This is a genomic window from Desulfosarcina widdelii (assembly GCF_009688965.1).
Taxonomy (GTDB): domain Bacteria; phylum Desulfobacterota; class Desulfobacteria; order Desulfobacterales; family Desulfosarcinaceae; genus Desulfosarcina; species Desulfosarcina widdelii.
Window position 1 is genome coordinate 2,229,577 of sequence record NZ_AP021875.1, and the last position, 25,624, is coordinate 2,255,200.

20 protein-coding genes are annotated in these 25,624 nt (G+C 49.8%); 5 read left to right on the forward strand and 15 right to left on the reverse strand.

What is annotated here, in order from left to right:
• Positions 1–53: 53 nt before the first annotated feature.
• The 11 genes from GN111_RS10465 to GN111_RS10515 form a co-directional block, all read right to left on the reverse strand.
• A complete protein-coding gene (locus tag GN111_RS10465; protein WP_155303709.1) occupies positions 54–509 on the reverse strand; it encodes a 4Fe-4S dicluster domain-containing protein in 456 nt (151 codons plus the stop codon).
• Positions 494–2,542 (reverse strand): formate dehydrogenase subunit alpha, encoded by a 2,049-nt coding sequence (gene fdhF / locus GN111_RS10470; RefSeq protein WP_155303710.1) that lies wholly within the window; start codon positions 2,540–2,542, stop codon positions 494–496. The genes GN111_RS10465 and fdhF overlap by 16 nt, the downstream gene beginning before the upstream one ends.
• Positions 2,524–3,384, reverse strand: coding sequence for a 4Fe-4S dicluster domain-containing protein (locus tag GN111_RS10475; RefSeq protein ID WP_155303711.1), 861 nt, complete (start codon positions 3,382–3,384; stop codon positions 2,524–2,526). The genes fdhF and GN111_RS10475 overlap by 19 nt, the downstream gene beginning before the upstream one ends.
• Positions 3,374–3,871, reverse strand: coding sequence for a hydrogenase iron-sulfur subunit (locus GN111_RS10480; RefSeq protein WP_170302215.1), 498 nt, complete (start codon positions 3,869–3,871; stop codon positions 3,374–3,376). Before GN111_RS10480 ends, GN111_RS10475 begins: the two co-directional genes overlap by 11 nt.
• Positions 3,868–5,610, reverse strand: coding sequence for a CoB--CoM heterodisulfide reductase iron-sulfur subunit A family protein (locus GN111_RS10485; protein ID WP_155303713.1), 1,743 nt, complete (start codon positions 5,608–5,610; stop codon positions 3,868–3,870). The genes GN111_RS10480 and GN111_RS10485 overlap by 4 nt, the downstream gene beginning before the upstream one ends.
• Entirely contained in the window at positions 5,607–6,827 is a 1,221-nt protein-coding gene (locus tag GN111_RS10490; protein ID WP_155303714.1) for an FAD-dependent oxidoreductase, read from the reverse strand. Before GN111_RS10490 ends, GN111_RS10485 begins: the two co-directional genes overlap by 4 nt.
• On the reverse strand, positions 6,824–7,528 hold the full coding sequence (locus GN111_RS10495; RefSeq protein ID WP_155303715.1) for a 4Fe-4S dicluster domain-containing protein: 705 nt from the start codon (positions 7,526–7,528) through the stop codon (positions 6,824–6,826). Before GN111_RS10495 ends, GN111_RS10490 begins: the two co-directional genes overlap by 4 nt.
• A 105-nt stretch (positions 7,529–7,633) precedes the next feature.
• Positions 7,634–9,430 (reverse strand): aldehyde ferredoxin oxidoreductase family protein, encoded by a 1,797-nt coding sequence (locus GN111_RS10500; RefSeq protein ID WP_155303716.1) that lies wholly within the window; start codon positions 9,428–9,430, stop codon positions 7,634–7,636.
• Positions 9,431–9,432: 2 nt separating this feature from the next.
• A complete protein-coding gene (locus GN111_RS10505; RefSeq protein WP_155303717.1) occupies positions 9,433–10,146 on the reverse strand; it encodes a 4Fe-4S dicluster domain-containing protein in 714 nt (237 codons plus the stop codon).
• A gap of 311 nt (positions 10,147–10,457) precedes the next feature.
• Positions 10,458–11,108: a response regulator gene (locus GN111_RS10510; protein ID WP_155303718.1), complete on the reverse strand. Its 651-nt coding sequence runs from the start codon at positions 11,106–11,108 to the stop codon at positions 10,458–10,460.
• Position 11,109: 1 nt separating this feature from the next.
• Positions 11,110–12,708 carry a PAS domain-containing protein gene (locus GN111_RS10515; protein ID WP_155303719.1) on the reverse strand — a complete coding sequence of 533 codons (1,599 nt, stop codon included), beginning with the start codon at positions 12,706–12,708 and terminating at the stop codon, positions 11,110–11,112.
• Positions 12,709–13,785: 1,077 nt separating this feature from the next.
• On the opposite strand from GN111_RS10515, the gene GN111_RS10520 reads away from it, so the two are divergent.
• Positions 13,786–14,973 carry an HDOD domain-containing protein gene (locus tag GN111_RS10520; RefSeq protein ID WP_170302216.1) on the forward strand — a complete coding sequence of 396 codons (1,188 nt, stop codon included), beginning with the start codon at positions 13,786–13,788 and terminating at the stop codon, positions 14,971–14,973.
• 17 nt (positions 14,974–14,990) lie between these two features.
• Complete coding sequence (locus tag GN111_RS10525; protein WP_155303721.1) at positions 14,991–16,313, forward strand: sensor histidine kinase; 1,323 nt, start codon at positions 14,991–14,993, stop codon at positions 16,311–16,313.
• Positions 16,314–16,356: 43 nt separating this feature from the next.
• Here GN111_RS10525 and GN111_RS10530 read toward each other — a convergent pair whose 3' ends face one another.
• From GN111_RS10530 to GN111_RS10540, 3 genes are all read right to left on the reverse strand, one after another.
• Positions 16,357–17,067, reverse strand: a complete 711-nt coding sequence (locus tag GN111_RS10530; protein ID WP_155303722.1) for a substrate-binding periplasmic protein — start codon at positions 17,065–17,067, stop codon at positions 16,357–16,359.
• Positions 17,068–17,247: 180 nt separating this feature from the next.
• Positions 17,248–17,955, reverse strand: a complete 708-nt coding sequence (locus tag GN111_RS10535; protein WP_155303723.1) for an HD-GYP domain-containing protein — start codon at positions 17,953–17,955, stop codon at positions 17,248–17,250.
• A 762-nt stretch (positions 17,956–18,717) separates the two neighbouring features.
• On the reverse strand, positions 18,718–19,065 hold the full coding sequence (locus GN111_RS10540; RefSeq protein WP_170302217.1) for a hypothetical protein: 348 nt from the start codon (positions 19,063–19,065) through the stop codon (positions 18,718–18,720).
• A gap of 743 nt (positions 19,066–19,808) precedes the next feature.
• Here GN111_RS10540 and GN111_RS10545 point away from each other — a divergent pair.
• The gene (locus tag GN111_RS10545; RefSeq protein ID WP_170302218.1) at positions 19,809–20,486 is read left to right on the forward strand and encodes a substrate-binding periplasmic protein; all 678 of its coding nucleotides are present in this window, start codon (positions 19,809–19,811) and stop codon (positions 20,484–20,486) included.
• 906 nt (positions 20,487–21,392) lie between these two features.
• Positions 21,393–21,662 (forward strand): hypothetical protein, encoded by a 270-nt coding sequence (locus GN111_RS10550; protein WP_155303726.1) that lies wholly within the window; start codon positions 21,393–21,395, stop codon positions 21,660–21,662.
• A 511-nt stretch (positions 21,663–22,173) separates the two neighbouring features.
• Here GN111_RS10550 and GN111_RS10555 read toward each other — a convergent pair.
• Positions 22,174–23,172, reverse strand: a complete 999-nt coding sequence (locus tag GN111_RS10555) for a tyrosine-type recombinase/integrase (protein ID WP_170302219.1) — start codon at positions 23,170–23,172, stop codon at positions 22,174–22,176.
• A gap of 729 nt (positions 23,173–23,901) precedes the next feature.
• Here GN111_RS10555 and GN111_RS10560 point away from each other — a divergent pair.
• Entirely contained in the window at positions 23,902–25,260 is a 1,359-nt protein-coding gene (locus GN111_RS10560; RefSeq protein ID WP_155302183.1) for an ISNCY family transposase, read from the forward strand.
• Positions 25,261–25,624 lie beyond the last annotated feature (364 nt).

Below are 25,624 nucleotides of genomic sequence, written 5' to 3' on the forward strand. Positions count from 1 at the left end.
ATCCAGCATAAGGATCCCGCTGTTTTGAGTTGCACATGGCCTGGTACCAGGATTCAGGCGTTTCTTTGTGCGTACTGGCGCTGCCGGCACAAATGACAGGTGTCCATGTAATCCCTGGTGTGATGCCCCAGACGCTCGCGTACGAAAGCTACCACCGGCCCGGAAACAAAAGGTGCGCCACAAATCGTGCAGTTTCGGGTCTGCTGCTGTATCCCCATTTCTATGGCTAGGCAGCGCAGCCCCCGGATCAGATCCCTGCAACTGACCCCTTCAGGACAAACCTCGGTGCCGGCATTGCAGCCGGTGCAGCACCAGATCACCGGTTCCTGATACAGGTCGTCCTGTGTCACTGCTCGGCGAATGATCCCGCGGGGAGACATCTCCCATCCGAAATTGGGGTACATCTCGCCCATGGGGCAGACCGCCACACACTTGCCGCATTCTATGCATCCACGGGCACCCGAGGCCGTCAGGATGGCTTCCATCTTCTCCTTTATCGATCCGGACATGCGCCCTCTCTGGCAATTTCAACTGCACAGGCCTTGAACTCCGGCACGTTGGAAACCGGATCCAGCGCATTGTTGGTCAACGCATCGGCCGGCGCTTCGTGGAAATGAAAAGCCGCGAATATGGTCCCCTCGGCAACCTTCGGAACCACCCGGGCCGTAGTCGATATAGCCCCGCGCCGCGTTTCAACCCGGATGCGATCCCCGTCACAAATACCCCGGCGCTCCGCGTCCTTTGGATTTACCTCCACAAAGGGCTTATCCACCTCGCGGTGAAGCGACGGCGAACGTCGAGTCATGGTACCGGTATGGTAATGACAGAACATTCTTCCGGTGATGAGCACCAGCGGATAGTGCTCATCCGGCGCCTCCTGCGGGGGGCGGTATTCGGGCACCACAAACAGCCCTCGGCCCCGCGAAAACCGCTTTTGGTGCAAAACCGCTGTTCCTGGATGGTCGAAATCCGTGCAGGGCCAATGAAGTCCCTTGTACTGCAGCCTCCTGTAAGAGATTCCGCCATACGACGGCGTTAGAGATGCGATCTCGTCCATCACCGCAGCGCTATCGGCATAGTTAAAATCCAGGCCCATCGCCCGCCCCACCCGACAGAGAATCATTAAATCGTCCAAGGCTGAGCCTGGTGCTTGCACCGCTTTCCGGAGACGCTGCACCCTTCTCTCTGTGTTGGTAAAGGTCCCCTCTTTCTCGGCAAAACAGGCCGCTGGTAGTACCAGGTCGGCCAGACGGGTAGTGTCGGTGTGAAAGATATCCTGAACCACCAAAAAATCGAGGTTCTCCAGGAATTCGATGGTATGCCGTCTATCGGGATCGCTCATCACAGGATTCTCGCCCATGATATAAGCCGCCCGGATCGGGCTATCATCGGCGGCCATAGCCGCAGTCACGGTCATGCCGGCTTCTTTCGGAAGAGCAGCGCCCCAATGCGCCTCAAAACGCATTCGCACCCAATCATCCTCAACCTTCTGGTATCCGGGCAGAACATCCGGCAACCCTCCCATATCGCAGGCTCCCTGGACATTGCACTGTCCTCGCAGAGGGCAAATGCCGGCATGGGGCCTGCCCACCTGACCGCACAGCAACGCCAGATCACACACCGCATACACGTTGGCAGTGCCGCACGCATGTTGGGTGATTCCCATGCAGAAAATGATCATAGCCGACGGTGCCTGAGCATACGCCTCGGCTACATGGCGGATCAGTTCTGGAGCCACGCCGCAGATCTGTGCGGCCCGCTCTGGCGGCCAGTCGTCCAAGTATGCGGCCAGCTCGGAGAACCCTTCAGTTCGCTGCTCGATAAACGCCCGGTTTTCCAATCCGCTGGATAGGATATGATGCATCATGCCGCTGAGCAGTGGAATGTCGGTTCCGGGCCGCAGCGGTAAATGGAGATCGGCGTTTTTTGCCATTTCCGTGGTCCGCGGATCTATGACGACCAGTTGGGCTCCTTTTTCCCTGGCCCTGTACAGCTCACCCATGGCAACGGGAAAGGTTTCGGCGGCATTGGATCCGACGGCCAAGATGAAGTTGGTCCCGGCAAAATCCGCGATGGGATTGGTCATGGCGCCGCTGCCCAGAGCGTGGCCCATGGCCGCCACTGTGGGGCCGTGGCAAAGGCGCGCACAATGATCCACGTTATTGGAGCCAAGGCCGATACGGATCAGCTTCTGAAACAGGTAATTCTCCTCGTTGGTACAGCGGGCCGAACAAAGACCACCCACCGCCCGGGGACCGTACCGATCGACCGTCTCTCTTAGCCGAGTAACCAGTAAGTCGATGGCCTCGTCCCAGGAAATTTCATGGAAGCATCCGTCCTTTTTCAACAGGGGAGCGGTCAACCTCTCCGGGTGATGAATAAACTCCCTGGCCGTCCAGCCTTTGATACACAAAGCGCCCTTGGAAACGGGATGCCCCCGGTCCGGAGAGCAACCTACCACTTGGCCGTTGCGAACGGCCAAAATAAGACCGCAGCCGGTACCGCAATAAGGGCAAATCGTTTTTACGAAATCAGGTCCCATGGCTTTTCCTCAAGGGAATCGGTCCAGTCGGGAATGGAAATTCCGTGCGATGGCTCATCTATATAGTTGGAAAGTAGCGGCGATAACCGTTCCCGCTCTGTCCCCGCCTCGTAGTTATAACTTCGGCGCAACGCGTTTCGCATGGGAAGCTGCAGCAACATCAGAGGGATACCCACCGGGCAGGCATCCTCGCAGGCCCCACAAGCCACGCAGGCATCGGCGACGTGCATGGACCGCATCAGATGGAAGGTGAGCATATCCGGCGCGATTTCGCCCCGCTTTACCCACACGTCCTGCTCGAGTTTACAGGTATCGCAGATGCAAACCGGGCAGGCATTCCGGCAGCCGTAACACTTGATGCACCGAGAAAACGCCTCCCGCCATCTTTCCAAACGGACCGGGCGGTCCGCCCCCAGGTATTGGCGAACCGTTTCGCTCTGTGACAAATCTACGCCCACCGCCTTTTCGCCCGCATCCACTCGAGACGGCCAGGGACGCTGGCAGAGGCATTGTTTCGCCTGGGCTTCCGAGCAGGCTACGCCGATCAGGTGCAGACGCCCGGGATCGATTCGGTTGCGCTTGCCCAGTTCGATCAGGGCGCGTTCGTCACATCCTCGGCACACTACCGCCAACCGGTAGTCATCCGATTCCCGGGCCATTACAGTCACCGCAATTTTGGCCAGGACCCATTTGGGCTCCAGCACCAGTATACCAACCGCGTCGGGGGTATCGAAGACCCGCGGTATTACGCCGGCATCATCGGCGGCCAAGCCCAGAACCCCTTTTACCGTGTTCCGTTCCAGTAGGTTTCTGGCAATCTTGCGGACCGTATCAAGCGTCATCCACACAACCTCCAATCACGACGCCCTTGGCATCCGACACCCTCCGCGTAAGGGCGGGCAGTATCTCTATTCGCTGTGAAAAGCGTCGCATCAGTTCGGCGAACTGGTACCCTTCATGGGCGGTACCAAAGCTGGTCAACAACCTTCCCGCACCGATTCCCACCGTTTCAAGTAGGGTGGCTGCCATCGCCATGCGTTTGGCGGCGGCATGGTTGGCCCGGTTATAACGGCAGCCGCCCAGATGACAGCCGAAAACCGCCACTCCTTCCGCCCCTTCCGAAAAAGCCTTGAGGATGATGTCCGGATCAATGGATGCAATGCATTCCACCTCAACGCAGCGAAAGCCCACCGGCATCAACAGCCGCTTCCGTCCGGCATCGTCCGCACCGATCCCGGAACACCACCGGCAGGAAAAAACCAGAATTTTGGGACTGGCGGTACCCCGCGTTCGTTCCTGCAGCGTTTTTTCTGTGATACAGGCTTTCATTGGTTGGCAGCACTCCCTTGGGTATCCGCGCAACGGCATCGAAGCGGCCTGCCGGCAAAGGCGTTCTCAACGATACGTGCCATCGAGATGGATGCCATTTCAGGCAGCGCGGCACTCTGATTGGGACAGACCGCTGCACAGCTGCCGCACCCCATGCAGCGCACCGGATTTACCACAGCCCGCAAACCCTCTTTCGTTTTCTCTAAATGACAAGCGTCAAAGGGGCAGGCCGCCATGCAATTACCGCAGCCCGTGCAGGTCTTTTGGGACACCTGCGCACAGGCAAAACGGGTGCCCTGAAACCCGATCAGCCCGGCAGCCCTGTACTTTGGACGTGAAACCAGATCCAGCGCTTTGGCCGCCGCAGCCCGGCCCTGGGTAAGGGCGCCATCAACCATCACCGGCCAGCGTGCGGACCCGCAGACAAACAGACCCGGAACTGTGGTTTCAACCGTGTGCAGAAAGGACTGAACCGTGTAAAAACCGTGGTTGTCCGCCGAGAGTGGAATAGCACGATTTTCCCGCGGCTCCAGAGGCGTGGCGAGCACCACGCGCTCCGCTTCAATCAAGCGTTCCTGGCCGGACAGGGCATCTGCAACCCTTACTCCAGCGACCTTGTCGTTGCCTTCAACCCGGGGTGGGTCATCCGGATCAAAGCGGATGAACCCTACTCCGGCTGCCGTCGCACGGCGGTACAACGCCTCTAGGTGACGGCCGGGGCTCATGACGTCGCGGTGAAGGATGGTCACGTCTACTTTGTTATCGGATTCTTTAAGACGGATGGCGTTTTTAAGGGATGCCGGACAGCAGACAGCGGAGCAGTATGGACGAGCCTGATTTCTGACGGCCACACACTGGATGAATACGGTGTCCCCGGCCGGTATACTGTCCTTGAATATCTTCTCCATTTCAATGCCGCTGATCACACCGGCCAGCTCTCCGTAGCGGTACATTCCACGGGGCAATACAGGCTTTGCGCCGGTTGCCACGATGATGGCTCCGGTTTCAAGACGTGTCTCTCCGTTCTTTCCAGAGAGAAAGACCTCGAAGTTCCCGGCGCTGCCTTTGATTTTGTCCACCCTGGTGCCGAGATGTACTTGGATGTTGGGATCCGTCCGAATCACTTCAATCATCGGTTCCTGGATCTCCTCCGTGGTCCGATCCCCCGGCGCCACCCGCGAAAGATAGTTGAGCATGCCGCCCAGTTTTCCGGTGGATTCCACTATCGCTACCGGAACACCGTAACTTCCCAGAGCGACGGCAGCGGCCATTCCGGCCGGTCCGCTACCGATGACCAACACGCGGGGATAGATCTCGATTTCCACCTCCGGAGAGGTCTGGCGATGACGTAGCGCGGCAATTCCCATGTGGACCAGGTCTGCAGCTTTGGCAGTTGCTTCTTTCGGCTGATCCGCGTGAATCCAGGCGCACCCCTCGCGAATATCGGTGATCTTCACTCTTCCCGGATCAATTCCGTGGGCGGCGAGGCGGTCAACCAATTCATCGCCCCGGGCCAGGGCCGAACATCCAGCAATCAGGATCCTTGACCCGTTATCGGCTCCCATTTTTCGAGCCAGGTTTACCAGCGAATCGCCGAGGCACAGGGCGTCACAGACTTCTACGCTGTCCACCCTACCGTCATCGGCCAGCTGCAGTTGCAGCCGATCGAAGTCCACCACGCCATCGATTTCTCCAAGGCAGCGACACAGCAGGCATGCAACGGTATCGACAAAGGTCATCGGAGCACCTCCGTTAGCATCTCCATGGCCACTGCCGATCCTTGTATGGCGGCCATCTCCACATCAGCAGGAACCTTGCAGAAACCGCAGCTTAGAACATTCCGGGCGCCCTCTTCCACGAAACTGCCAGTCGAAACGCCAGTAGCTTGTGCAATTTCGGGGCAAACGGGTCGCAGACCGCCGTTGAGCACCACCAGATCGAACCGTTCCATGGCCGGCGTCTGCATAAGTGTGTTTTCGTATTTCACGGCGATCCCGTCGCCACCGGGAAGGGGGTAAACCAGCCCCGGTCGGGCGCGGATCATTTGGATGCCTTCGGTCAGCGCTTTATTACGGAAATAAGTTTCGTAGCCGCGTCCCTCGGTACGCATATCGGTATAAAAAATCACGCACCGGACATCGCCATTGCGGCGCCGGACCCAGCGGGCTTGTTTGAGGGCATGCATGCAGCAGACCGCACTGCATTGAGGCTGCGACCGCCGATCGCGCGCGCCGGCACACTGGATGAACGCCACCTGCGCGGCTGGCCGTCCGTCGTGACAACGGACCCGGCCTTGGTTGGGACCGGCCTCGGCGATCCAGTTTTCAAAAGCCAGGGCATCCATGATGTCCGGGTGGCTGCCGGGCCCCAATTCCGGAGCATTTGATAAAGCGGCTACCTCGAAACCCGTGGCCCATACCACCCCTTGAACCCGAATCCGTAACCCCTCAGATTGTCGATGCAGATCGATGGCGCCAGTGGGACAGGCGACGATACAAAGACCGCAGTTGTTGCAGCGCGCAGCGTCGATCCGAAAGGCTGGCGGATAAATGTGTGGGTCGGTCAATGCCACCGCATCGTTTTGGCATACCGGAGCACACCGCCCGCAGCAAATGCAGCTATCCGGATCAATGGCATTGGGTGTCTGATGAAGCACCGCGGTCCGGAAACCGTCACCGGATTCCAGTTCCACGACAGTGGTCCAGGTGTGAACGGTTATCCGGGGATGGCGCTGGCAGAGACGAACCTCGGACCAGACCGGGCAGAAGCCACAGTGATCTGTGGGGTAGAGTTTATCGAGACGTACCGTCCAGCCGCCCAGTTCGCCGTTGCGCTCCACCAGGTGAACATTCCGGCCGGCCCGTGCCAGGTCAAGGGCAGCGCTGATGCCAGCAACCCCTCCGCCAACCACCAGGATGGAATCCTCGACTTCACCGGTTTGAAGGGGCAGGTTCATTGATCCGCATCCTCTTTACCGCCCACACCATGGTTTTGGGCAATTTTTTTCAGACGCTTGCCGAACCAGGTTGTAAAATCGTCCTGTTCGAACTCATAGGGGCCAAGCCGGTTCTCCGGACGCATGGCAACCCGTCTTTGCGGGGCCGGGTAGCGCTTCGCGTCCTCATAAACCACTTGCACCGACAGCGGCTTGGTGGGACAGCGGCGCACACAGGCGCCGCAGCCGTTGCAGCGGTCGGCAATGACTACCGGATACCGACGTTTTTCCAATTTGATCGCCTTGGCCTCACAAACCCGGTAGCAGTCCTTACAGCGTTTCTTCTTCTGCCAGGCCAGGCAGACATCCTTGTCGATGACGGCGACGCCTATATCGACTTCTTCCTTTGGAACTTTGGCAATGGCACTCGTGGGACATGCCCGGACGCATTCCATACAAAAAATACAACGGCTCGGATCGAGCACCGGTGTACCGAAGTTAGCGAGTCCCTCCAGAATCGAAGCCGGTCGGAGCGCATTGGTCGGGCAGGCGTCGATGCAGCGGTAGCACCGGGCGCAGTTCTTCAAAAATTCGCCTTCGATCAGGGATGCCGGCGGTCTGGGCAGCGTCTTGGCATTGCCGCTTTTCAGCAATCCGAAAAAAGTTCCGGAAACAACGGCACTGACCAGAAAATGGATAAATTTTCTGCGAGGAGTTTCCATGGAGCGTCACGAAATCCGTACGTTTGGTTGTCGCTTGTACCCAATTTTCAGTTGTAGCTCACGGGGCCACGCCATCTAGCGCAGCCCCGCTTTTTATCTCATCTGTTAGGCCGCCGCCTGCACATCGTCGATTGCGAACTCAAGCCCTAGTTCCTTAAGGGTCGCTTCCGTAGGAATGCCGTTGTCGTCCCAGCCAAAATAGGCATAGTAGTCGTCCTGCACCTTTTTCATCTCGGCGGGAGAGAAAACCGATCCCTTTTTCGGTCCTTCCGGAAGCGGCTCCGTCAACATCCGCTTGGGCAAGGAGTCGTCCTTGCGACTGGTGCCCTCCCTGACGTTGAAACACCGTTCAAGCGTCCGAATGCGGCGAGCGGTGGCCATCAGTTCGGCCTCGTCCATATCCCAGCCGCAAAGAGGATTGAGCATGTCCACAAACATTTTGGGAGCCCAGTAGCCACCGATAAAAGAACAGATCACCAGGGAGTTATGCAGACAACGCTGAGCTTGTCCGGCCGGGCTGTTGCCTTCGTGATGGTCCCCACCGCAGGTCCCCATGGCATAGCTGACGCCGCGAGGTTTGTCGCCGCGCGGATCATGGGCTGCCATCTCCTTGCCTTTGACCACACAGGCGAAATCCGCCGCGTTACCGCCCAGTTCCTTGGCCATGGCGGAAACCCCTTGGGCCAGGAATTTTCCGGCCTGGCCTTCTTTGTAGGCGATCTTTCGGATCAGCTCGATTACGGCTTCACCGTCACCCCACTCAAGGGTCATGCCGTCAAATTTTTCGGGTGTGAGCAGTCCTCGCTGGAACGCTTCCATGGCAAACCCGATACAGCCGCCAGCAGAGATGGAATCCAACCCCATAGCGTCGCACAATTCGATGGCGGCCATCATCAGGTCAAAATCAGCCAGTCCCAGGTTGCTGCCCAGCAAACCGCCGGTCTCATACTCCGGTCCTTCGGCAATAAGGCCATTATAGTCCCCTCCACGAATGACCCCGAGCTTCATGCAATGGTTCGGGCAGTTATAACAGGCGCTATGTTTTTTCCAGAACCGGCGGTTGGCCTGTTCGGCGCCGATTTCCTCGATGTCCGGATACCAGGTCGTCTGGTAGTTCTTGGTAATCAAGGATCCGGTGACATGGTGTTTAAGCTCCAACAGGCCAGCAGTTCCCCATCGTTTGATGCCCTGCCAGCCTTCCTTTTTGATGGAAAACTGCTTGTTGGCCTCGGCTGCCTTGTGAAAGACTTCCCGGTCCACCACCGGCACATAGCGGGTTCCCCGTATAGCAATCGCTTTGAGCTTTTTGTTGCCCATCAAGGCGCCGGTACCGGTCCGGGCCGCAGCCCGGAACCGCTCCACCATCACCGCTGCATAGCCCACCTCGTTTTCCCCGCCGGGTCCGATGGAGGCCACCTTGACATAAGGGTCTTTGACCTGTTCGAGAATCGTCTCCTCTGTCACATGGGTGTCTTGGCCCCACAGTTTGCCGGCGTCTTTGAACTGAACGCTGTCGTTGCGAACATACAGATAGATCGGCTTTTTCGATTTGCCGGTAATCAAGATGCCGTCCCACCCGGCCCATTTGAGTTCGTTGCCAATAAAACTACCGACCTCGGCGTGGCTTAAAAACCCGGTATATGGGCTCTTATTTACGAAGCTGCAACGCGTCGATGCGCAGGCCGTACCGGAAAGGGGCCCCACACCCATGAAAATCGGGCTGTCTGCGGCCATGGGATCGTGCTTGGGCTTAAGCCGTTGGAACAACAGATAACTCCCCATTCCGGCCCCACCCAAGTATCGCCGACAGGTATCCGCATCAATAGACAAGGTTTTGTACGTTTGAGAGGTCAGATCGACTTCTAGAATTCGTCCAAAATGACCGCCTTTGGGATTTGCCATGATCAGGACCTCCTTTCGCCGTTTTCGTTAGGGTAAAACATGCTGTTGATCAGATCTTCACCGGCCTCCACCGGCGTGACGTTTCGATAAGACTGGTTTACCCCGAAACCGAGCTTATTTGCCATCAGGCAGGGACCTACGGGATTTCCAGCCTGCGCCTCACAAGCCTTCACGCACTCGGGATCGCCACCGCACAGGTCACACATCAGCGGCAATCCATTTTCCTCGTCCCTTCGAATGAATTTTGATGGGCAGGCTTCAATGCATTTGTTGCATTTGGCACCGAGACAGAGCTTTGCATCTAACTTGATGCCGTTGGTCTTGGGATCCTTCTCGATGGCCTTGGGTGTTGTGGGGCAAGCTTTGATGCAAGGCGCGTCGTCGCAGTGCCAGCAGATCACCGGGACATCGACCACCCCCTTGTGCTTATAAACGTGAATCCGCGATTTGGCCGGCCACACCACTCCTTCGTGATGCAGGCTGCAGGCGTATTCACAAGCCCGGCACCCGACACAGTTCTGACGCTCAGCAAACAGATATCTCATCTCGGGTTTTGGTTCTACCGGTTCAGCCGCAGCCGCCTGCCTGGTCGTTCCAAGCGTGGTTGAAGCCAGGGCGATCCCCGCCATTGTTCCGGCACCTTTCAGAAAGCCTCTCCGACTTGTCTTTTTATCCAGGAAATTGTCTTTCCCAGGATTGATCGCTTTCTTCTCCATCCATTACCTCCTTCCCAAAAAGGGTCTATATTATCTTCCCCTCCCGTTTTCTTTGCCGCCCTCCCCGACTGGCCGGATGCTCGGCTCTTCACCGAACAACGAAACCGGCGTTTTCTGCGGGAATGTAGACGCGGTAAAAAAACGCCTGTTGGAGCATGATTAATAAATATCAGGGAGAAGATAGCCCGACAATTCGGGGAATCACCCATTTGGGGATAGGTAGTATTACCTACAGGGGCTATTGTCCGGACGATCCCAGGCAGACTCAAATGAAATTACAATGGGAAAATATTGGTTTACTCAGGCGGGTTTTATTCGGAAGTATATCCTTTGCGAATGGCGTACTTAACAAGATCGGCAAGGCTTTTGAAACCCAATTTCTTCATGATGCTGGCCCGGTGGTGTTCAACGGTCCTGGTGCTGATGCACAACAAGTCTGCGATCTCCCGGTTTTGCACCCCTTCAGCGATCAGTTTGAGGACTTCGGATTCGCGAACCGTTAGTGGCTTGGTGTCCAAACTGCCACCGGTTTGCACCAAAAAAACCAAATCGTCGGTCAGATCCTGCTGTAAAAGAGGCGACAAAAATTTTTTACCCTGACGAACAGTCTTCACGGCCAGAAGCAGTTCGCTGTCCGAATCTTCTTTCAGCAGGTAGCCGTCAGCGCCTGCGGCAAAGGCGTGGTAAATGTATTCTCGATTCTTGTGCATGGAAACGACCAGCGTACGAACAGGAGGATACATTGACCGTATTTCACGAACCGCTTCAATCCCTCGCAACCGGGGCATGGCCACATCCACCAATACCATATCCGGAGTCGCGCGTTGAAGCAGTTTCAGCAATTCCAAGCCGTCACCAGCCTCGCCGATCACCTCCAGATCCGGTTGGCTTTCGATCATCATTCGTAGACCCCGGCGCATGAGAATGTGGTCGTCCGCCAAAACGATGCGGTAAGATACCATACTATTTTTCTTTCTCGATTATGGGGATAGTCAACCGGATGCAGGTGCCGCAGCCGGGTCGGGTTTCAACGTCAAGCTGACCGCCGAGCATACGGGCGCGTTCGCCCATAGTGACGAGTCCAAAACCATCGGCGGGGGATTGCCGTCGGCGTACTCGAGCCAGGGTCATCCCCTTTCCGTTGTCGGCAACTTCACATCTCACGGCCTCCGGTGTACGCTTCATGGTTAAATGAACTCGGGATGCATTGGCGTGCTTGTATACGTTGTTCAAGGCCTCTTGAAAAATCCGGTAAATCATGAGTTGGGCATCCCGGCGAAAAATATGATCGACATTATCCAGTTCCACGGAAAACTCGAAATTGAAATACCGGCTGAACTCCTCGAACAGCCACCTTAACGCCGCATTGAGTCCGAGATCCTCAAGGACCGCCGGTGTCAGATCGTGACATAGCCTTCTGACGTTTTTGATGATTCCAGATATGTATTTAAGCGTTTGCTCGCAGTCCTCACGCAGTGCGTCCTGCGCCGGCTCCAACTTCATCTGAACAGACCGTATCTGTAGTCTCAGCAGAGCTAAAGACTGGCCGAGTTCGTCGTGAAGAGCCCGAAAAATCCGGTGGCGTTCCTCCTCCTGAGCTTTGATCAGTTTCGAGGACATGTTGCGCAGCTCCCAGGTGGTTTTGAGCACGGCTTGATCGGCCTTCTCCCGCTCCACAGACAAGGCCAGCATATTGCCCACATTCTGGAGAAAATCGATGTCGGTCTGGGAAAACCGCCGCTGCTGAGTGACATGGGCCCCGATCAAACCAAAATGGTTGGATTTCTGCCCAATCGAAACCATCAGGCTGTTCACTATACCGAGTTTCTTGAGCAGAGGGAACGCATCCCGGAAATGCCGCTCTTCATTCGTATCGAAAATCATCATCGGCATATCCAACGGAACCGTGCACCGGAAACGGCAGGAGGGTTCGTCTCTGTTTAGTACCCCTTGGCAAAGGGCCTTTTTGCCGCCGTAAGCTCGCAACCGGTAGCCGTCATCGTCGTCCAAAAATTCTAAAATCAGGCAATAGTCCACCGACAGTACTCGGGAAACCATTTCGGCCGCATCGTCGAACAGGTGATCGCAATCGGCGCCCGAAAGCGCCAGCTGACCGATATCGGCAACCGCTTTCTGCTGGCGGACACGGGAATCGAGTTCAGCCTCGGTGCGCTTCATCTCGCTGATGTCCACGGAAAGTCCGGCCACCCCTACGATTTTGCCTGCATCGTTATAGAAGGGGAATTTCTCGGTTCGCAGCCAGCGTTGCGAGTCGGTTATATGGGTTGTTGTGATGTTACGTTTTGGTCTGCCGCTTTCGATTACCTCCCTGTCGTCCTCCCAATAGGCGGTAGCCATCTTAGGATCGGATGTAAAATCAGCAACCGATTTTCCAATGATCTCCCTCTTGGATAATCCGACAGCCTCAGCATAAGCGCTATTGACCTGAATAAAACGGTTCTTTCTGTCCTTGAAAAAGACCATGGCGGGAACAGCATCCAGCAATCGTTCCCACTTCTTACGAAGCCGCTTTAGTTCAATTTGGTCTTGTATTTCTTGCAAGATGCGCTCTCCACAAAGCCCTGAAGTCGATGCTATCCGATATTGCCCGTGATCTTACAAACTGGTTTCCTTTTATAGTGACAGTTTACGAATACTAATCCTTTACCTCCATCTATCGAAAACTGGTAAGCGCTTTTATGATTCGATTTTTCGCTATACCTGGTGACCTAATGGCAAAACGCATACCAGGGTTTAAACGCTTATATCTGTAGAAGTTTTTTGAATATTTTCGTCAATACCTAAATGCGGTCAGTTTCGTTGAGTGTTATGATCTCTGACAGGTTGTAAAAAAGATAATACATTGACAGACACCGACTGCGGGCTCAGAAAAGCTTAAGTCGGGCCGGCATGTTCGAATCCCAAACAAAGAATCTATAGAAGTCGTAGATCTGCATTCCATAAATGGGGCCAGCTATCGAATAACTGGTGGACATGGTGAAACGATTTAGAATGGCCCTTGAGCCTCGCATAAAAAAGCTGTCACCGAACGATACCTTGTAAGGGGTAAGGCTCTGAACGGACTTTCAATATCACCCCTTGCAAGTTGACATAATGACTGAACCCGGACGTCTATATCCGGCAAAACCCCTTGATAGGACGGGGTTTCGCCTGCCGCCGACTTATTCTTCCAATCGTCCTTGCGAAATTCGCAGAATCACCATCCCCGGCTGAAGCTTTCACAAGCGCAGTTGTCCATCGGGAGGCTACTTTCAGAGGCCAGGTGTCCAGAGCATCCAATTAGTCAAGGTAATTTATCTTGGTTTAGCATCCTTTGTTTTCTTGTAGGGAAAGATCTTGTGACAGGGATCTTGTCTAATTTTCTGATTCAGAGCGAACCCTTGGGAAGTGAGTATAACTGAAAAAATAGAAAAGTATTAATACGAAGGGGGTTGGATAAAACTTTGTTTGTGTATGCAAATTCATATAATTGAAATTATTTAATTAAGTCACGGCATTGTTAGACGATAATACAATTGAGAACTGATACTACTGTCGCTGATCTGTAAAGTGTTCTGAATAATTTTAATTGGTTTGAATTCAATGGGATATGTCGCGGTCGACAAATTGAAGCAAGGCATGGTTCTTGATGAAAGTGTCTATGACATTAACAGTCGTTTGCTCCTATCAAAAGGGCAAAAAATATCTCAGAATCATGTAAGGGTGCTTAAAATATGGGGAGTTTCGAGAGTTAGCGTCATCGGAAAAGAAAAAGAAGAGGATGAGGAGACTCCGTCGGTTGATGATAAAAACACAAAACTGATAAAAGAATCCATCAACGTCCTTTACAAAAATGCGGACTTGACCAATCCAATCTTTAAGCAAATCTACATAAGCGCCCTGGTTCATCGACTGAAAGGCACATTTGGTAGCCTGCCCGAACAAACCCCAAAAAATCGCATGGGTGGCACTGATTTAAAGAAACCCGAGAAAATAAGAAGGCAGATCGATGTAACGGATATCAAGCTACCCGAAGCCCCAACTGTCATATCAGAGCTCAACCAGGTTATTGACGACCCGCTCACTACTTCCAATGACGTCGCTCAGGTTGTAAACAAGAGTCCCAGCCTCGCCGCTATGCTATTAAAAATTGTCAACTCGGCATATTATGGATTTCCTTCCAAGATTGATCGCATATCTCGCGCCGTAACCATCATTGGAACAAAAGAGATCAGCGGACTGGCCCTTGGCATCTGCGTGATGCAGGCGTTCAAGGACATTCCCGAAGGAGTCCTGAATATAAAGGCCTTTATGCGCCATAGCTTGGTTTGTGGAATGATATCGCGGATATTGGCCGCAAACAACAATATGCCACAGACTGAACAAATGTTTGTATCCGGCTTATTGCATGATATCGGCAAATTGATTGTGCACAAGTATTACCCGAATCACGCAAAAGCCTGCATGGAATTGGGGGCTTCTTCAGATAGATCCATATTTCAAACCGAAAAAATGGTTCTCGGATTGAATCATCAGCAAATCGCCAAGCTGCTATTAAGCAAATGGAAGCTTCCCAATGAAATAATAACAAATATTATCTACCACCACGAACCCGGCAAGGCGCCGGATCCCAAAAAGTCTGGCATCATACACATCGCAGATATCATCTCCCATGGACTTGGTATTGGAAGCAGCGGGGAGAGATCAATACCTAAAGTCGACCATCCCCTTGTGGATGAAATTGTCAACTCAAGAGACAGCATCAAACTGGTTATCCGTCAGATTGTTCATCAATTTGGTCCGATGGACGCCATTTTTAGTGATTGAAGATCAGGATATGGTTTATGACCGCCGATAAAAAAGCGATAGGGGGTGCGGATCCCAAAGAAGAACGGATGCGGCATATCCACAATGCTATAGAGCTTGCCTTAAACTTAGGTGATTTTCAAAAAGAAGTGGATAGTGAATGCACTCCTGACAAGGTTGCCAAGGAATCGCTCAAACGTATCGACAGTATAATTCAATTCAATTCCAGTGCCATCTATCTTGTGAACGAACAAACCTCCGATTTAACAATTTCCGCCTTCACTCCTGACAATGAAAGATCTTCCCTGGAAAATGAACTGGAATTTATGATCGATGAAGGATTTGTCGCTTGGGCCTTACGTGAAAGACGAGGGGTCATGTTGAATTCGAAGGACGACAGCCATACCGTTCTTCTCCATGTGATGGCAACCTATTCTCGCATCCGAGGGCTGTTTATCGGGATTTTACCGTCTCATTTTTCGCGGCTTCACGATGCCTCACTGGAAATGGTATCCATAATCCTTCGAAATGCATCCAACTGCATCGAAAGCTTGATTTATTCGTCTGTGATGCGAAAGCAACAAAAGGAATTAGAAAGAGAGGTGGAGCGGAAAACACGTCAACTGGTTCGTTATGAAAAACAGCTGATATCTGCCCAAAACATGGAAGCCATCGCTGCGTTGGCCGGAGGAGTGGCTCACAAGTTCAATAATGCACTTCAAGTTTTAATGGGCAGCATGGACCTCATATCCATGGTAGCCCAGGATAACTCTAAAATTCTGAAACAAATTAAACGTACCCGTCCAACTATAAGACAAATGGCGGATTTAACCAATAAGCTTACCGCCTATGCACGCGGAGGTACATTCATTGCCAATCAAGTCATTTCTATTGGTGCACTTTTTAATGAAATCTTGCCCGCCGTTAAACGTTCTATCAAGGAGACGGTGGACTTGACGGTTGAGTTGGCCGATGATTCGGTGCTGGTGGATGTTGATACGATGCAGATGCGTACGGTAGTTTTATCAATCGTTACTAACGGCGATGAGTCTATCATTGATAAAGGATGCATTAAAATCAGCAGTCAACTTTTTCCATGGAAAGATGTGCCAGAAAAAGTCCAAGTGGAACTGACACCTTGGGATTATGTATGCGTCAGTTTTCAGGATAACGGTGTAGGTATGGACAGCAATACGTTGAGGCGTCTATTTGAGCCTTTCTATTCAACAAAATTCGAAGGAAGAGGATTGGGTATGGCTGCGGTATCCGGCATTATCAGACAACATAAAGGCTGGATTCATGTGGCATCTCAAGTCTCCAAAGGAACCAACGTCCAGATTTATCTGCCAAAAGCTTCATGATCGCACTTATAGACATCTTAAAAACAGCAATTGCAGGTTAAGATCACTTCCAATCAAGTAGGCCGTATCGGTCAAGAATTATTTTTAGTTGACCGCTCTTTCGTAGTTTGACGATGCCGTTGCTTAATTGTTGAGCAAGTAACGAAGATTCTGGCAGAACTGGTGAAAAGGCAATATAGATATAGGCTTGTTCCAGGTCGTAACCGGCTGCTTTTATACTGTCTATCACCTCAATCTCTTTCGCAGTATAACGAATGGCAGCCTCATTGCCGACGACCACATCAATACGTTTGCAAAGCATTTTTCTCAGATTCTGTTGTAATGGATTTGACCCCGAAACAACCTGAACTCTTTTTTCATCACAAGCATATTTCTCGATGTAGTCGTTTAGCCATTTCCTGTAATCATAACCATCGATCACACCAATAGTGATATTTGCCAGGGAGGATGAGCCTTCAAATTGCCACTGACAGTCTTTGCGAACATAAAAAGAAAGTATATTTCTAGCTAACTCTTCATCAGGAAACACAAGACCTTTGCCGTCTTCTTTAGACGCGCCGATGGCACCAGTATATTGACCTGAGAGAGTTCCGGAAATTGCGCGCTTCCAGGGAACGTTTATGTATGTCACGCTATGGCCGTGGGCTTCAAACACTGTACGAGCTATATCAACAATGTAACCTTCTTGGTTACTGCCAATTTTAATATTAAATGGGGGCCACGGGTCGGCTACTAAGACGATCTCTATTGCCATTGAAGGTTGGCACAGAATGAAGACGGCAACCAGAGGTAAGAGGAACCTAACCAGCACGATACTTTGCTCCGGAATTGTAGACAAATCATTTTGAACTTAATTCCTACTACGAAAATGTTATCTGCAAATCTTGATAAAAACAAGCGAATTCTATATTTCCAAAGCATGATGAACGGCTGGCTAATAAGGTTTTTTGCCCAAGCTTAAACATAAGTCCTTGAATATATTTTTATCAAAGCAACCCTTATTAAAAACTTCATTTTTTATCAACATCATTGCATCAAAAGGTTTTTTCTTTTTCCGATGCATCTTTTCGCTATTTGTCAGGCTATCGAAACTATCGATCAACCCGACTAACTTTCCCTCAAAGGAAATGTTGGCAATTCCTCGAGGATATCCATTACCACTAAGCCGTTCATGATGTTCAAGAATCCCAACAGCTATTGAGGAGTCGATGTTCTCGTTTTGTTTAACAATATCATGACCAATGGCAGGATGCGCCTGATACTCTTGATATTGAGGATCGGGTAATCTGCCTTGATACGATACCAACCCTTTTGGCAGTTTGGTTACACCAACATCATGAAGCAATGCACAAAGGCTGATCCGTTTTATATCGTCTTCCCGAAACTGATTATTCAGGCAGTACAAGAGTGCGAGCGTCAATACATTTACGGAATGATTCACCAATGGATACCCAGCATAGTTGATTTCATGGAAATCTTTTAAAATACCTGAAGCCGTGGAGTACCCTTCATACATTATGTCGATTGTTTCTGGTAATGATTCGATTGATGTCTCAACAGGGCCAGAAAAGGTCTCTGATACAATTTCGCAAAGTGTCATTTTTACATCGTTGATCTCACCACTATTTATCTTTTCCAGCAACGTCTTTTTAAGCTCTTTCTGGACTTAATTGGTAGCATTTATTTTATCATCTATGTGAATATATAGATTCGGATAATTGTCTATTGTGTATTGTGTTTTATCAATTTTTTTGTTAGCCGGCTTGTAAAGGACATATCCAGTTTCCTGATTTAAAATATAAAGTGGTATCTCATAATAGTTCGGAATTTGTGTTTTTCTGGCAAGAAGGTATTTATCCATAAATAAATTCCATTTTTTTCAACACTCGATAACTATATTCCCACACTGCATTAATGAGTAAATGACCGTACCAACTGAGTCATCGGTCAATGTATTAAAAACCTTTAGAAACAATTAGGTTAGGCCTAAATTAACAGTTGGGTAGTTTGAGAGGAAGTCGGCCTACATCGCCAGTAAATGCTGGTAGTATCTGCCCCATTGAACGTTGTGGCGAGCCGAGAGGCTGAAAAAGTGATAGTTGTCACTAAGATTTGGTTGTTTGGTGTGATTCAATCGGAGTCGCAAAGATTCAGGGTGCCATTGATGGGAATCGTTAACTCATCGAAAAACAGCTTCGATCTGTCTTTTCATTTTTCTCGGTTCTTTAAGAATAAATTGTTCTATCGAACCTTGTCAAACAGTTAGGGCTTCACCTATCGCAGTTAGTATCGAAAACCATGGAAGGATGGTTTTTAAATGGAATTCAGAATAGATACAGTCACATTGTTGTTAATTACCCTCCTGAAAATTATCCGTAAATATGGTGATCAATCCTTTTGGGATCTAATCTCTTTTTTTTCTTAGAATTGTTTTGGGGGAACGCTGCTTGCTTTTCAAACATAAATCGTTGCCTTTTTTTTCTACTGCGAAAAGGGCGGTTTCCTCCAAATCCAATGCATCCACGAGTTTCTTGGGAATGACAAGGCTGCCGCGACTATTGATTCCGACGATGTTGTTCACTTTTTTTTCCTTGGTTCCCTTCTTTATGGAAGGCACCTTTTCCAAGGCTACGAGAGCGTCCATATACGCGACTTTAAGGGCACCCAACGATTTAAACCCGAATTGTTGCATGATCTCTTTACTGGGCTTCCCCATTTCAATTGCCTGAGCCAGGGCGTTGTGATCGACCAAGCGTTTTCGAGCCATCATAGTTCCTTTGCCATAATTTCGTTATCAGGTGTTGTGATTTATTGTTGTATCAATGTTCATTCAAAACAGCGCCTAATCTCTTCTTCTAAACGAAACGCCTCCTTTAGCACGGAAAATCCGACTTTGAATTGGAAAGGATCTTAGCTCCGATAGTAGCGAGGGTTTTCATGATCTGGAGCTCTTCAGAGGTCAGCTTAGCGGGGTTACACCTGGGTGCGATCGGGGGCGCCGATCATCCTGATAACCTTTTGCTGCTCCAAACATTCATCAGCACATTTTTGGCAGAGGTCCACATAGCGGCTGTCTGCGCTTCCGAAAGGATTATCGGCCCAAACCTTTGTCACTGCCTGTCTGTCCATACCTCCCTGTGCACACATTTCACATTTAGTCACGTACAACCCCTTGATTGTGCTATTGGCCGGTTTTTCACAGCCCATAAAATATCAGGAAAACTTACCCATAAGTCACGGATTATGGTTTTAGCCACCTGCTACGGAAAAATCAAATACTAAAAGGGGCTTTGCCTACGGAAATCGAATCCATAAACAAATAAGTCATTAGGTTGACATAATGAGCAAATGTCATTTATATTTCTATATTAAGTACAGGAATTACAAGTCGAATTGGATTGGCCTATTATGAGACGCATTTTTTTATTTATTTGTTTGATATTTATTTTTTTCACGTCTGTAGGCATTTCACAAACAATTGAAGACATAACTTTAATGACGGAACTGTTCCCTCCATACAATTTTGTGGAAAATGGGAAATTAATAGGATCTTCTGTTGAATTGATGGCATTGATGCTTCAGAGAATGGAATCGCGTAAGACTGTAGATGATATCAAGATATTGCCCTGGGCACGAGCATATAGGATTGTGTTAGATCAAAAAGATACCGCCCTATTTGCTATGACCAAAACAGAAAAAAGAAAAAATCTTTTTAAATGGGTAGGTCCAATCTCTTCCGCAAAAAATGTACTTATTGCTAAAAAGGAAAAGAAAATAAGAATAAGTTGCCCTAAAGAAATAAAAAAATATAGGATCGGCGTTGTCCGTAGGGATGCCGGTGAGCAACTTGTTATTGAGAAAACCGGATTAACTAAAAATGATTTAGATAGGGCTACAAATGCTATTTCAAATATAAAAAAACTAGCTATGAATAGGATTGATCTTTTTGCTTATGATGAAAATGTTGTAAAATGGATAATGAAAAAAGAAGGTATTAATCCTGATGGTTATGAAACAGTATATATTCTTGATATAGGCTTACATTTCTTTGCTTTCAATAAAAATACACCAGCCTCATTAATAAATCGAATGCAAAATATTCTTGATGAAATAAAAAGTGAAGGTGAGTATGATAACATAATGAAAAAATATCATTTATCTATAGGTAGGTGATTTTCTGATTCTTGGCTAATAGGTATCTATAGAAAAAATGATGGAAGGGAGATTGATTAGATTAAATTCAGTATAGACTTAGATGCACTGTAAAATACGATCCTCACGATAGTCAATTCAGTAAAGGCCTTATGGGAAACTTGAGCGTATGGTATTGGTACCTGTAATCAACGGCATGACGTAAACTCATCGCTTATAGGTACTCAGTCATATCGGTTTAAAGACCCAAGAGATATCACCTTGGATGAATCATTCATGCACGGCTTGGGGTGCCATATTCAGTCGATTGGTCTGGAACTGGAGCGGATCAATGACGGGCTTTACGGCGAATAACCACCAGCAGGTAAGGGTGGCCCGGCCAGCGAAAGGTACTGGCCGAGCCTGCCAACATTAACGCTACGCTAAGGGTTAGGCTGACTCTTAAAATTTAGCTTGGCAATGATCGGCATGTCAACCGCCCTGGGGAAATGCGGGGCGGTTTTTTTAGTGGTGGAAAAAAATGGGTAAGACCTCGGGCCAGGAGGTCTTACCCGTTAAGAAGGAGAGGAGGTAAGGAGGTTGGGGTATTCCCAAGATGCCTGCTATAGTTTACAGCATTCATTGTGCCAAAATTGTAAAATTTAATATATCGGACAGTTACAGATTTTTCGGCATATTTTTATGACATATTTGTAAAAATAGACCCCCTAAAATTGCGAGATTGTAATAAAACAGTCGCCCTGGAAACAGGCCATTTTTTATTGACGGGCAGAGGATAGCCTGTATGATGGAGGCAACTCATTCATATGAAGGCATTTAAAGAACTATGAATACAGTATGGCCCTTCTCTGGGGCGGGCGTAAACAAAATTAACACCCTTTCGACACCGTGCTTTTTTTGAATAGAATATCCTCTCGAAGGTGATCCATGAAAGCCCACATTCACGATATAGTCAAAATCATCGTCAAGGACAACCCTGATTCCACCAGCGATGAGACCAAAGATATGATTGCATTTGCAACCGGCGCCTACATTCGCCAGCTATCCAAAGATATCGCCGAGGAATATCCTGACTTTGGGGTCGATGGAGTCGAAGAGATGGTTGCATTGGTGATAAAATGTCTAATGGCTGGTGTTGATGCGGAAAAAGTGTTCAGGGAGATAATTCTTCGGGAGGGTTTTTATTTTCATAGTTGATAGTTATGACATAATGTTTACAATACTTTTGGGTGCGCTCAAAAAAAGAGGCGAGACCGCTTTAATAACGGTCTCGCCTTAATTTTGAGGGATAGAGATTCAGATCAGGACAGTCACTTCCAGTTCAATGAATGGGATCGCCCTCTGTAGTAATTTATATCGGCATTCTACGGAAAATATTAAGCCCCGTGATTGGTGAACGCACCGAGAAAAGCCCTGGGGAACCCGGGGCGTCTCTTTCATGGCTCTTGGGAAACCGGGGCCATTATTTTATAGTTGCGTTACTTGTGCGTACCCAGAAAGGGGCGGCTAAATCTTGTGAAACGTAAATGGATACATTGCGATCCGGCCATCTCCCCAAACGTGTGATTGATAACAGCTACCTGGAGGCATTGTGGGTAAGAACACCCACCCATCCGCCAGACATGGCTAAAGGTATTTAAGGCGTATTTAAGGTAGGATTTACGCGGTTTCAAACCGCCCGTCAAATGGTTTCAAACCATGTGTCAAATTACAGAATGGTCGCATAAGTATGCCTTAGGTCGTGGATTCTGATCCTTCGAAGTTCGGCCTTTTCGCACAATTTATAATGCACCCTGCCCCTCAAATTCCCAGGATCTAAGGGTTCCCCTACTTCATTTACAAAAACCCATTCTGGTAATTTCGACCACCCATACTTAAGTTTATGCTCTTTTCGTTGTGTCCTCAATTTATTTAGTACGCTGGATAGGTGAGGGGTCATTTGCACGATTCTGGTTTTACCGTATTTAGGTGTGGTCAGGTTACCTTCCACCAGACCTCGCTTTATCTCAATAATGCCGTTACGAAAATCTATGTCGGACCATCGGAGTCCCAACCCTTCACCAAGTCTCATGCCAGTTCGTGAGAGAGTTAAAAAGAACGGATAGTACCAAGCAAACTGTTTTTCACATGTCGTCAGATATATCTCAAGTTCATCGGGTTTATATGGGGAGATCTCTTTCCCAAGTATCTGATCTTTTGCATTTAAAATCTTATCAAGACGGCTTGCAGGATTGGTCTTTACAAGTTCATCCTCAATTGCCTGAGTAAATAAGCCAGATAGAGCAGCTTTGATCCTTTTGACCCTTCCAAGAGTAAGCCCATCCGGGTTCCGATCACTTTTGATCTTTTTGAAAAGAAACTGCTTTATCTCAACCCTTGTGATTTCATGAAGACCCTTTTTACCAAATTGGGGCTTGAGGTGTTTATCCACTATGGATTTGTAGCCACGGTAAGTTGACGCCTTAAGTGCCGTCTTAACGTAGCCTTCAAGCCATTGGTCTGCATATTCCTTGAAAGAAATTGTAGGCTCCTTCTTCTCAAGAAGATGCAACCGACCAAGGATTAAAGAGGCTTCGATCTTCTGTGCAGCTTCCAGAGCAACCCTCTTGTCCCTACCTACCTTCTTAGCTTTCCGCTTACCTTGGTGATCAATGTAGATCCACCACTCACCGGACCCCTTTACCTTCTCCCGTACCTTTACTCCCATATATTGCTCCTTTCGATGGTGTGTGGACACCATCCTAGCAGATGATTCTGCAAATGTCTAGGGTGTTGTTATAAAAAGAAAAACACCCCACATCCTTGATTGGATGCAGGGCTTGCTTACCGTAAATAAAGTAGCCCCCCAGGGGGGGGGAGTCCCCCAGGGGGTATGGGGCATCCTGAGCATATCGAGTGCCCCCTATGGATACCCCGTACACAAATTTTCCAGAATTCTCTGGGGTGAGGCTTTTGGCCTCCCCCAAGTATAATTTGGATTTAGGTGTAGGAGTGTTGCCAGAGCATAGGTACACCACCGACACCCTGGCGACACCCCCGGTAAGTGAAAATGTTATTTGTTATTAGTGGGTTGGTAGATGGGGTGTCGAGGGTGTAGCTATTTGCGGGTAAAATTCTTTATACAGGACACGTGGGCGTGCCTGTTAAAAGTACACATACTCTTCAAGAACTTTAGTGCAAAATGGGTACACCACCGCCACCCCAGCCTGGTTTTAGTAGCAATATCATTGAGATAGGTAAGAAATGATAGGTGCACCCCTTGCTACACCCTCGACACCCTCATGAAGATTTACCTAGTGCTCATCCACAGGAATAACTACCTGTAATAAATAAGAAACGCGCATTTTGTAGTGGTTTTTCTCTTCTCTTTGTAGTATATTGAAAGTCGCCAAACAACCAATATCACTACAAAAGAAAGAAAGGAGCCGATCACAAAATGCGCGAAAAATGGCAAAAACAGATGCCCCTGATGCCTCAGATCAAAGACCACGCCCAAGCAAAAGAACTTACAGCTATCAGTGGTATCATCGATGCTCACCCTATCATCTGTGATCGCGTTCTTCAAGATTTGAACAAGGGCAAGCTGGTGGCCTATCGAACTGGGGCTGACGGCATGAGCGCCGACCAGGTACTGCGTTGTGCTATCGTCAAAATCCTTTTCGGTTTTACGTATGATGAACTGGCATTTCATATTGTCGATTCGCAGGCATTGAGTTGGTTCTGCCGGATCGGTATCGCCGACAAGGGATACAAAAAATCCGCCCTGAACAAAAATATCAAAGGCATATCGGACGCCACCTGGGAACTGATCAATGCGGATCTTTTGGGATATGCGAAGCAAAAGGGCATTGAAAAGGGCCGACAGGTCCGGGTCGATTGCACGTGCGTTGAAACTCACATCCATCATCCCACCGACTCCAACCTGCTGTGGGATGGTGTTCGCGTGTTGACGAGGCTGCTGAAGCGCTTCCGGGATGAATCGGGGATCACAGTTCCTGACTTCCATAACCATACCCGTGTTGCCAAACGACGGATGCTGGCGGTGATGAATGCCAAACGGAAAAACAAGCGTAAGGTTGCCTATGTGGACCTGCTCAAAACCAGTCGCAAAGTGGTTGGGTACGCTCATAAGGCAGTCGCTGCGATCAATGCCGGTGCGACCTGCGACCCGCTGGTCATGACGATTGGCTTCCAGATCGAACATTTTGTCGATCTGACCCGCAGGGTGATCCACCAGACCGAACGCCGGGTTCTTCATGGAGAAACGGTCGATGCCAAAGACAAAGTAGTATCGTTGTTCGAGCCACATACCGATATCATCGTCAAGGATAGGCGCGATACGCTGTTTGGTCACAAAATCTGTCTGACCGGAGGCGCGTCGAACCTTATTTTGGACTGTGTCATCACCGAAGGCAATCCGGCCGACGCCGACCTGACGATACCGATGCTTGAGCGGCAAAAACAAATTTATGGCCGCTATCCCCTCAAGGCCAGCTTCGACGGCGGTTTTGCATCCAAGGAAAACTTGAAGCGAGCCCAATCGCGTAAGATCAAAGACGTCTGCTTTGCCAAGAAACGAGGTCTATCTGAAACCGACATGTGCCGCAGCCAATATGTGTATCGTCGATTGCGCCGCTTTCGAGCGGGTATTGAATCCGGTATCTCCTGGCTGAAGCGTTGCCTTGGCCTGACCCGCTGTACCTGGAAAGGATGGGACTCGTTTAAATCCTATGTTTGGTCTTCGATTGTGGCCGCCAACCTGCTGACCATCGCCAGGGGAAAAACAGCCACTTGAGACCTTAATCGATTCCGCATCGTGAAAACTGGTTGAACAAGTGCGCTTGCATTAAGCCGATTTCGGTAAATTAGCCACAAACCGATGTAGCGATGGTGAGAAAAATCCTGCCGAGGATTTTACCACTCTATTTTTTTGCGACTCGGCTCTGAAAATTACCATTTATGGATCGACACTAGCTACGTACTCCACGTAGCTGCCGACCCTTTGGTAGCCAGTTCGAATATGTCTGTATGGCAAATTTGGGAGATGGTATTGGTACCTGTATCGACATCGAAACCGATGTGGGACTGACGTCGGATGGATATCTGCAATCGGGGTCAACCTGCACAGGTTGGAGAAAATGCAGGATTCTTTCGTTCCA

Coding starts and splice junctions, on each gene's coding strand:
- GN111_RS10465 (WP_155303709.1), bottom strand. CDS start 509: ATGTCCGGATCGATAAAGGAGAAGATGGAAGCCATCCTGACGGCCTCG.
- fdhF (WP_155303710.1), bottom strand. CDS start 2,542: ATGGGACCTGATTTCGTAAAAACGATTTGCCCTTATTGCGGTACCGGC.
- GN111_RS10475 (WP_155303711.1), bottom strand. CDS start 3,384: ATGACGCTTGATACGGTCCGCAAGATTGCCAGAAACCTACTGGAACGG.
- GN111_RS10480 (WP_170302215.1), bottom strand. CDS start 3,871: ATGAAAGCCTGTATCACAGAAAAAACGCTGCAGGAACGAACGCGGGGT.
- GN111_RS10485 (WP_155303713.1), bottom strand. CDS start 5,610: ATGACCTTTGTCGATACCGTTGCATGCCTGCTGTGTCGCTGCCTTGGA.
- GN111_RS10490 (WP_155303714.1), bottom strand. CDS start 6,827: ATGAACCTGCCCCTTCAAACCGGTGAAGTCGAGGATTCCATCCTGGTG.
- GN111_RS10495 (WP_155303715.1), bottom strand. CDS start 7,528: ATGGAAACTCCTCGCAGAAAATTTATCCATTTTCTGGTCAGTGCCGTT.
- GN111_RS10500 (WP_155303716.1), bottom strand. CDS start 9,430: ATGGCAAATCCCAAAGGCGGTCATTTTGGACGAATTCTAGAAGTCGAT.
- GN111_RS10505 (WP_155303717.1), bottom strand. CDS start 10,146: ATGGAGAAGAAAGCGATCAATCCTGGGAAAGACAATTTCCTGGATAAA.
- GN111_RS10510 (WP_155303718.1), bottom strand. CDS start 11,108: ATGGTATCTTACCGCATCGTTTTGGCGGACGACCACATTCTCATGCGC.
- GN111_RS10520 (WP_170302216.1), top strand. CDS start 13,786: ATGGTTCTTGATGAAAGTGTCTATGACATTAACAGTCGTTTGCTCCTA.
- GN111_RS10525 (WP_155303721.1), top strand. CDS start 14,991: ATGACCGCCGATAAAAAAGCGATAGGGGGTGCGGATCCCAAAGAAGAA.
- GN111_RS10530 (WP_155303722.1), bottom strand. CDS start 17,067: ATGGCAATAGAGATCGTCTTAGTAGCCGACCCGTGGCCCCCATTTAAT.
- GN111_RS10545 (WP_170302218.1), top strand. CDS start 19,809: ATGACGGAACTGTTCCCTCCATACAATTTTGTGGAAAATGGGAAATTA.
- GN111_RS10550 (WP_155303726.1), top strand. CDS start 21,393: ATGAAAGCCCACATTCACGATATAGTCAAAATCATCGTCAAGGACAAC.
- GN111_RS10555 (WP_170302219.1), bottom strand. CDS start 23,172: ATGGGAGTAAAGGTACGGGAGAAGGTAAAGGGGTCCGGTGAGTGGTGG.
- GN111_RS10560 (WP_155302183.1), top strand. CDS start 23,902: ATGCGCGAAAAATGGCAAAAACAGATGCCCCTGATGCCTCAGATCAAA.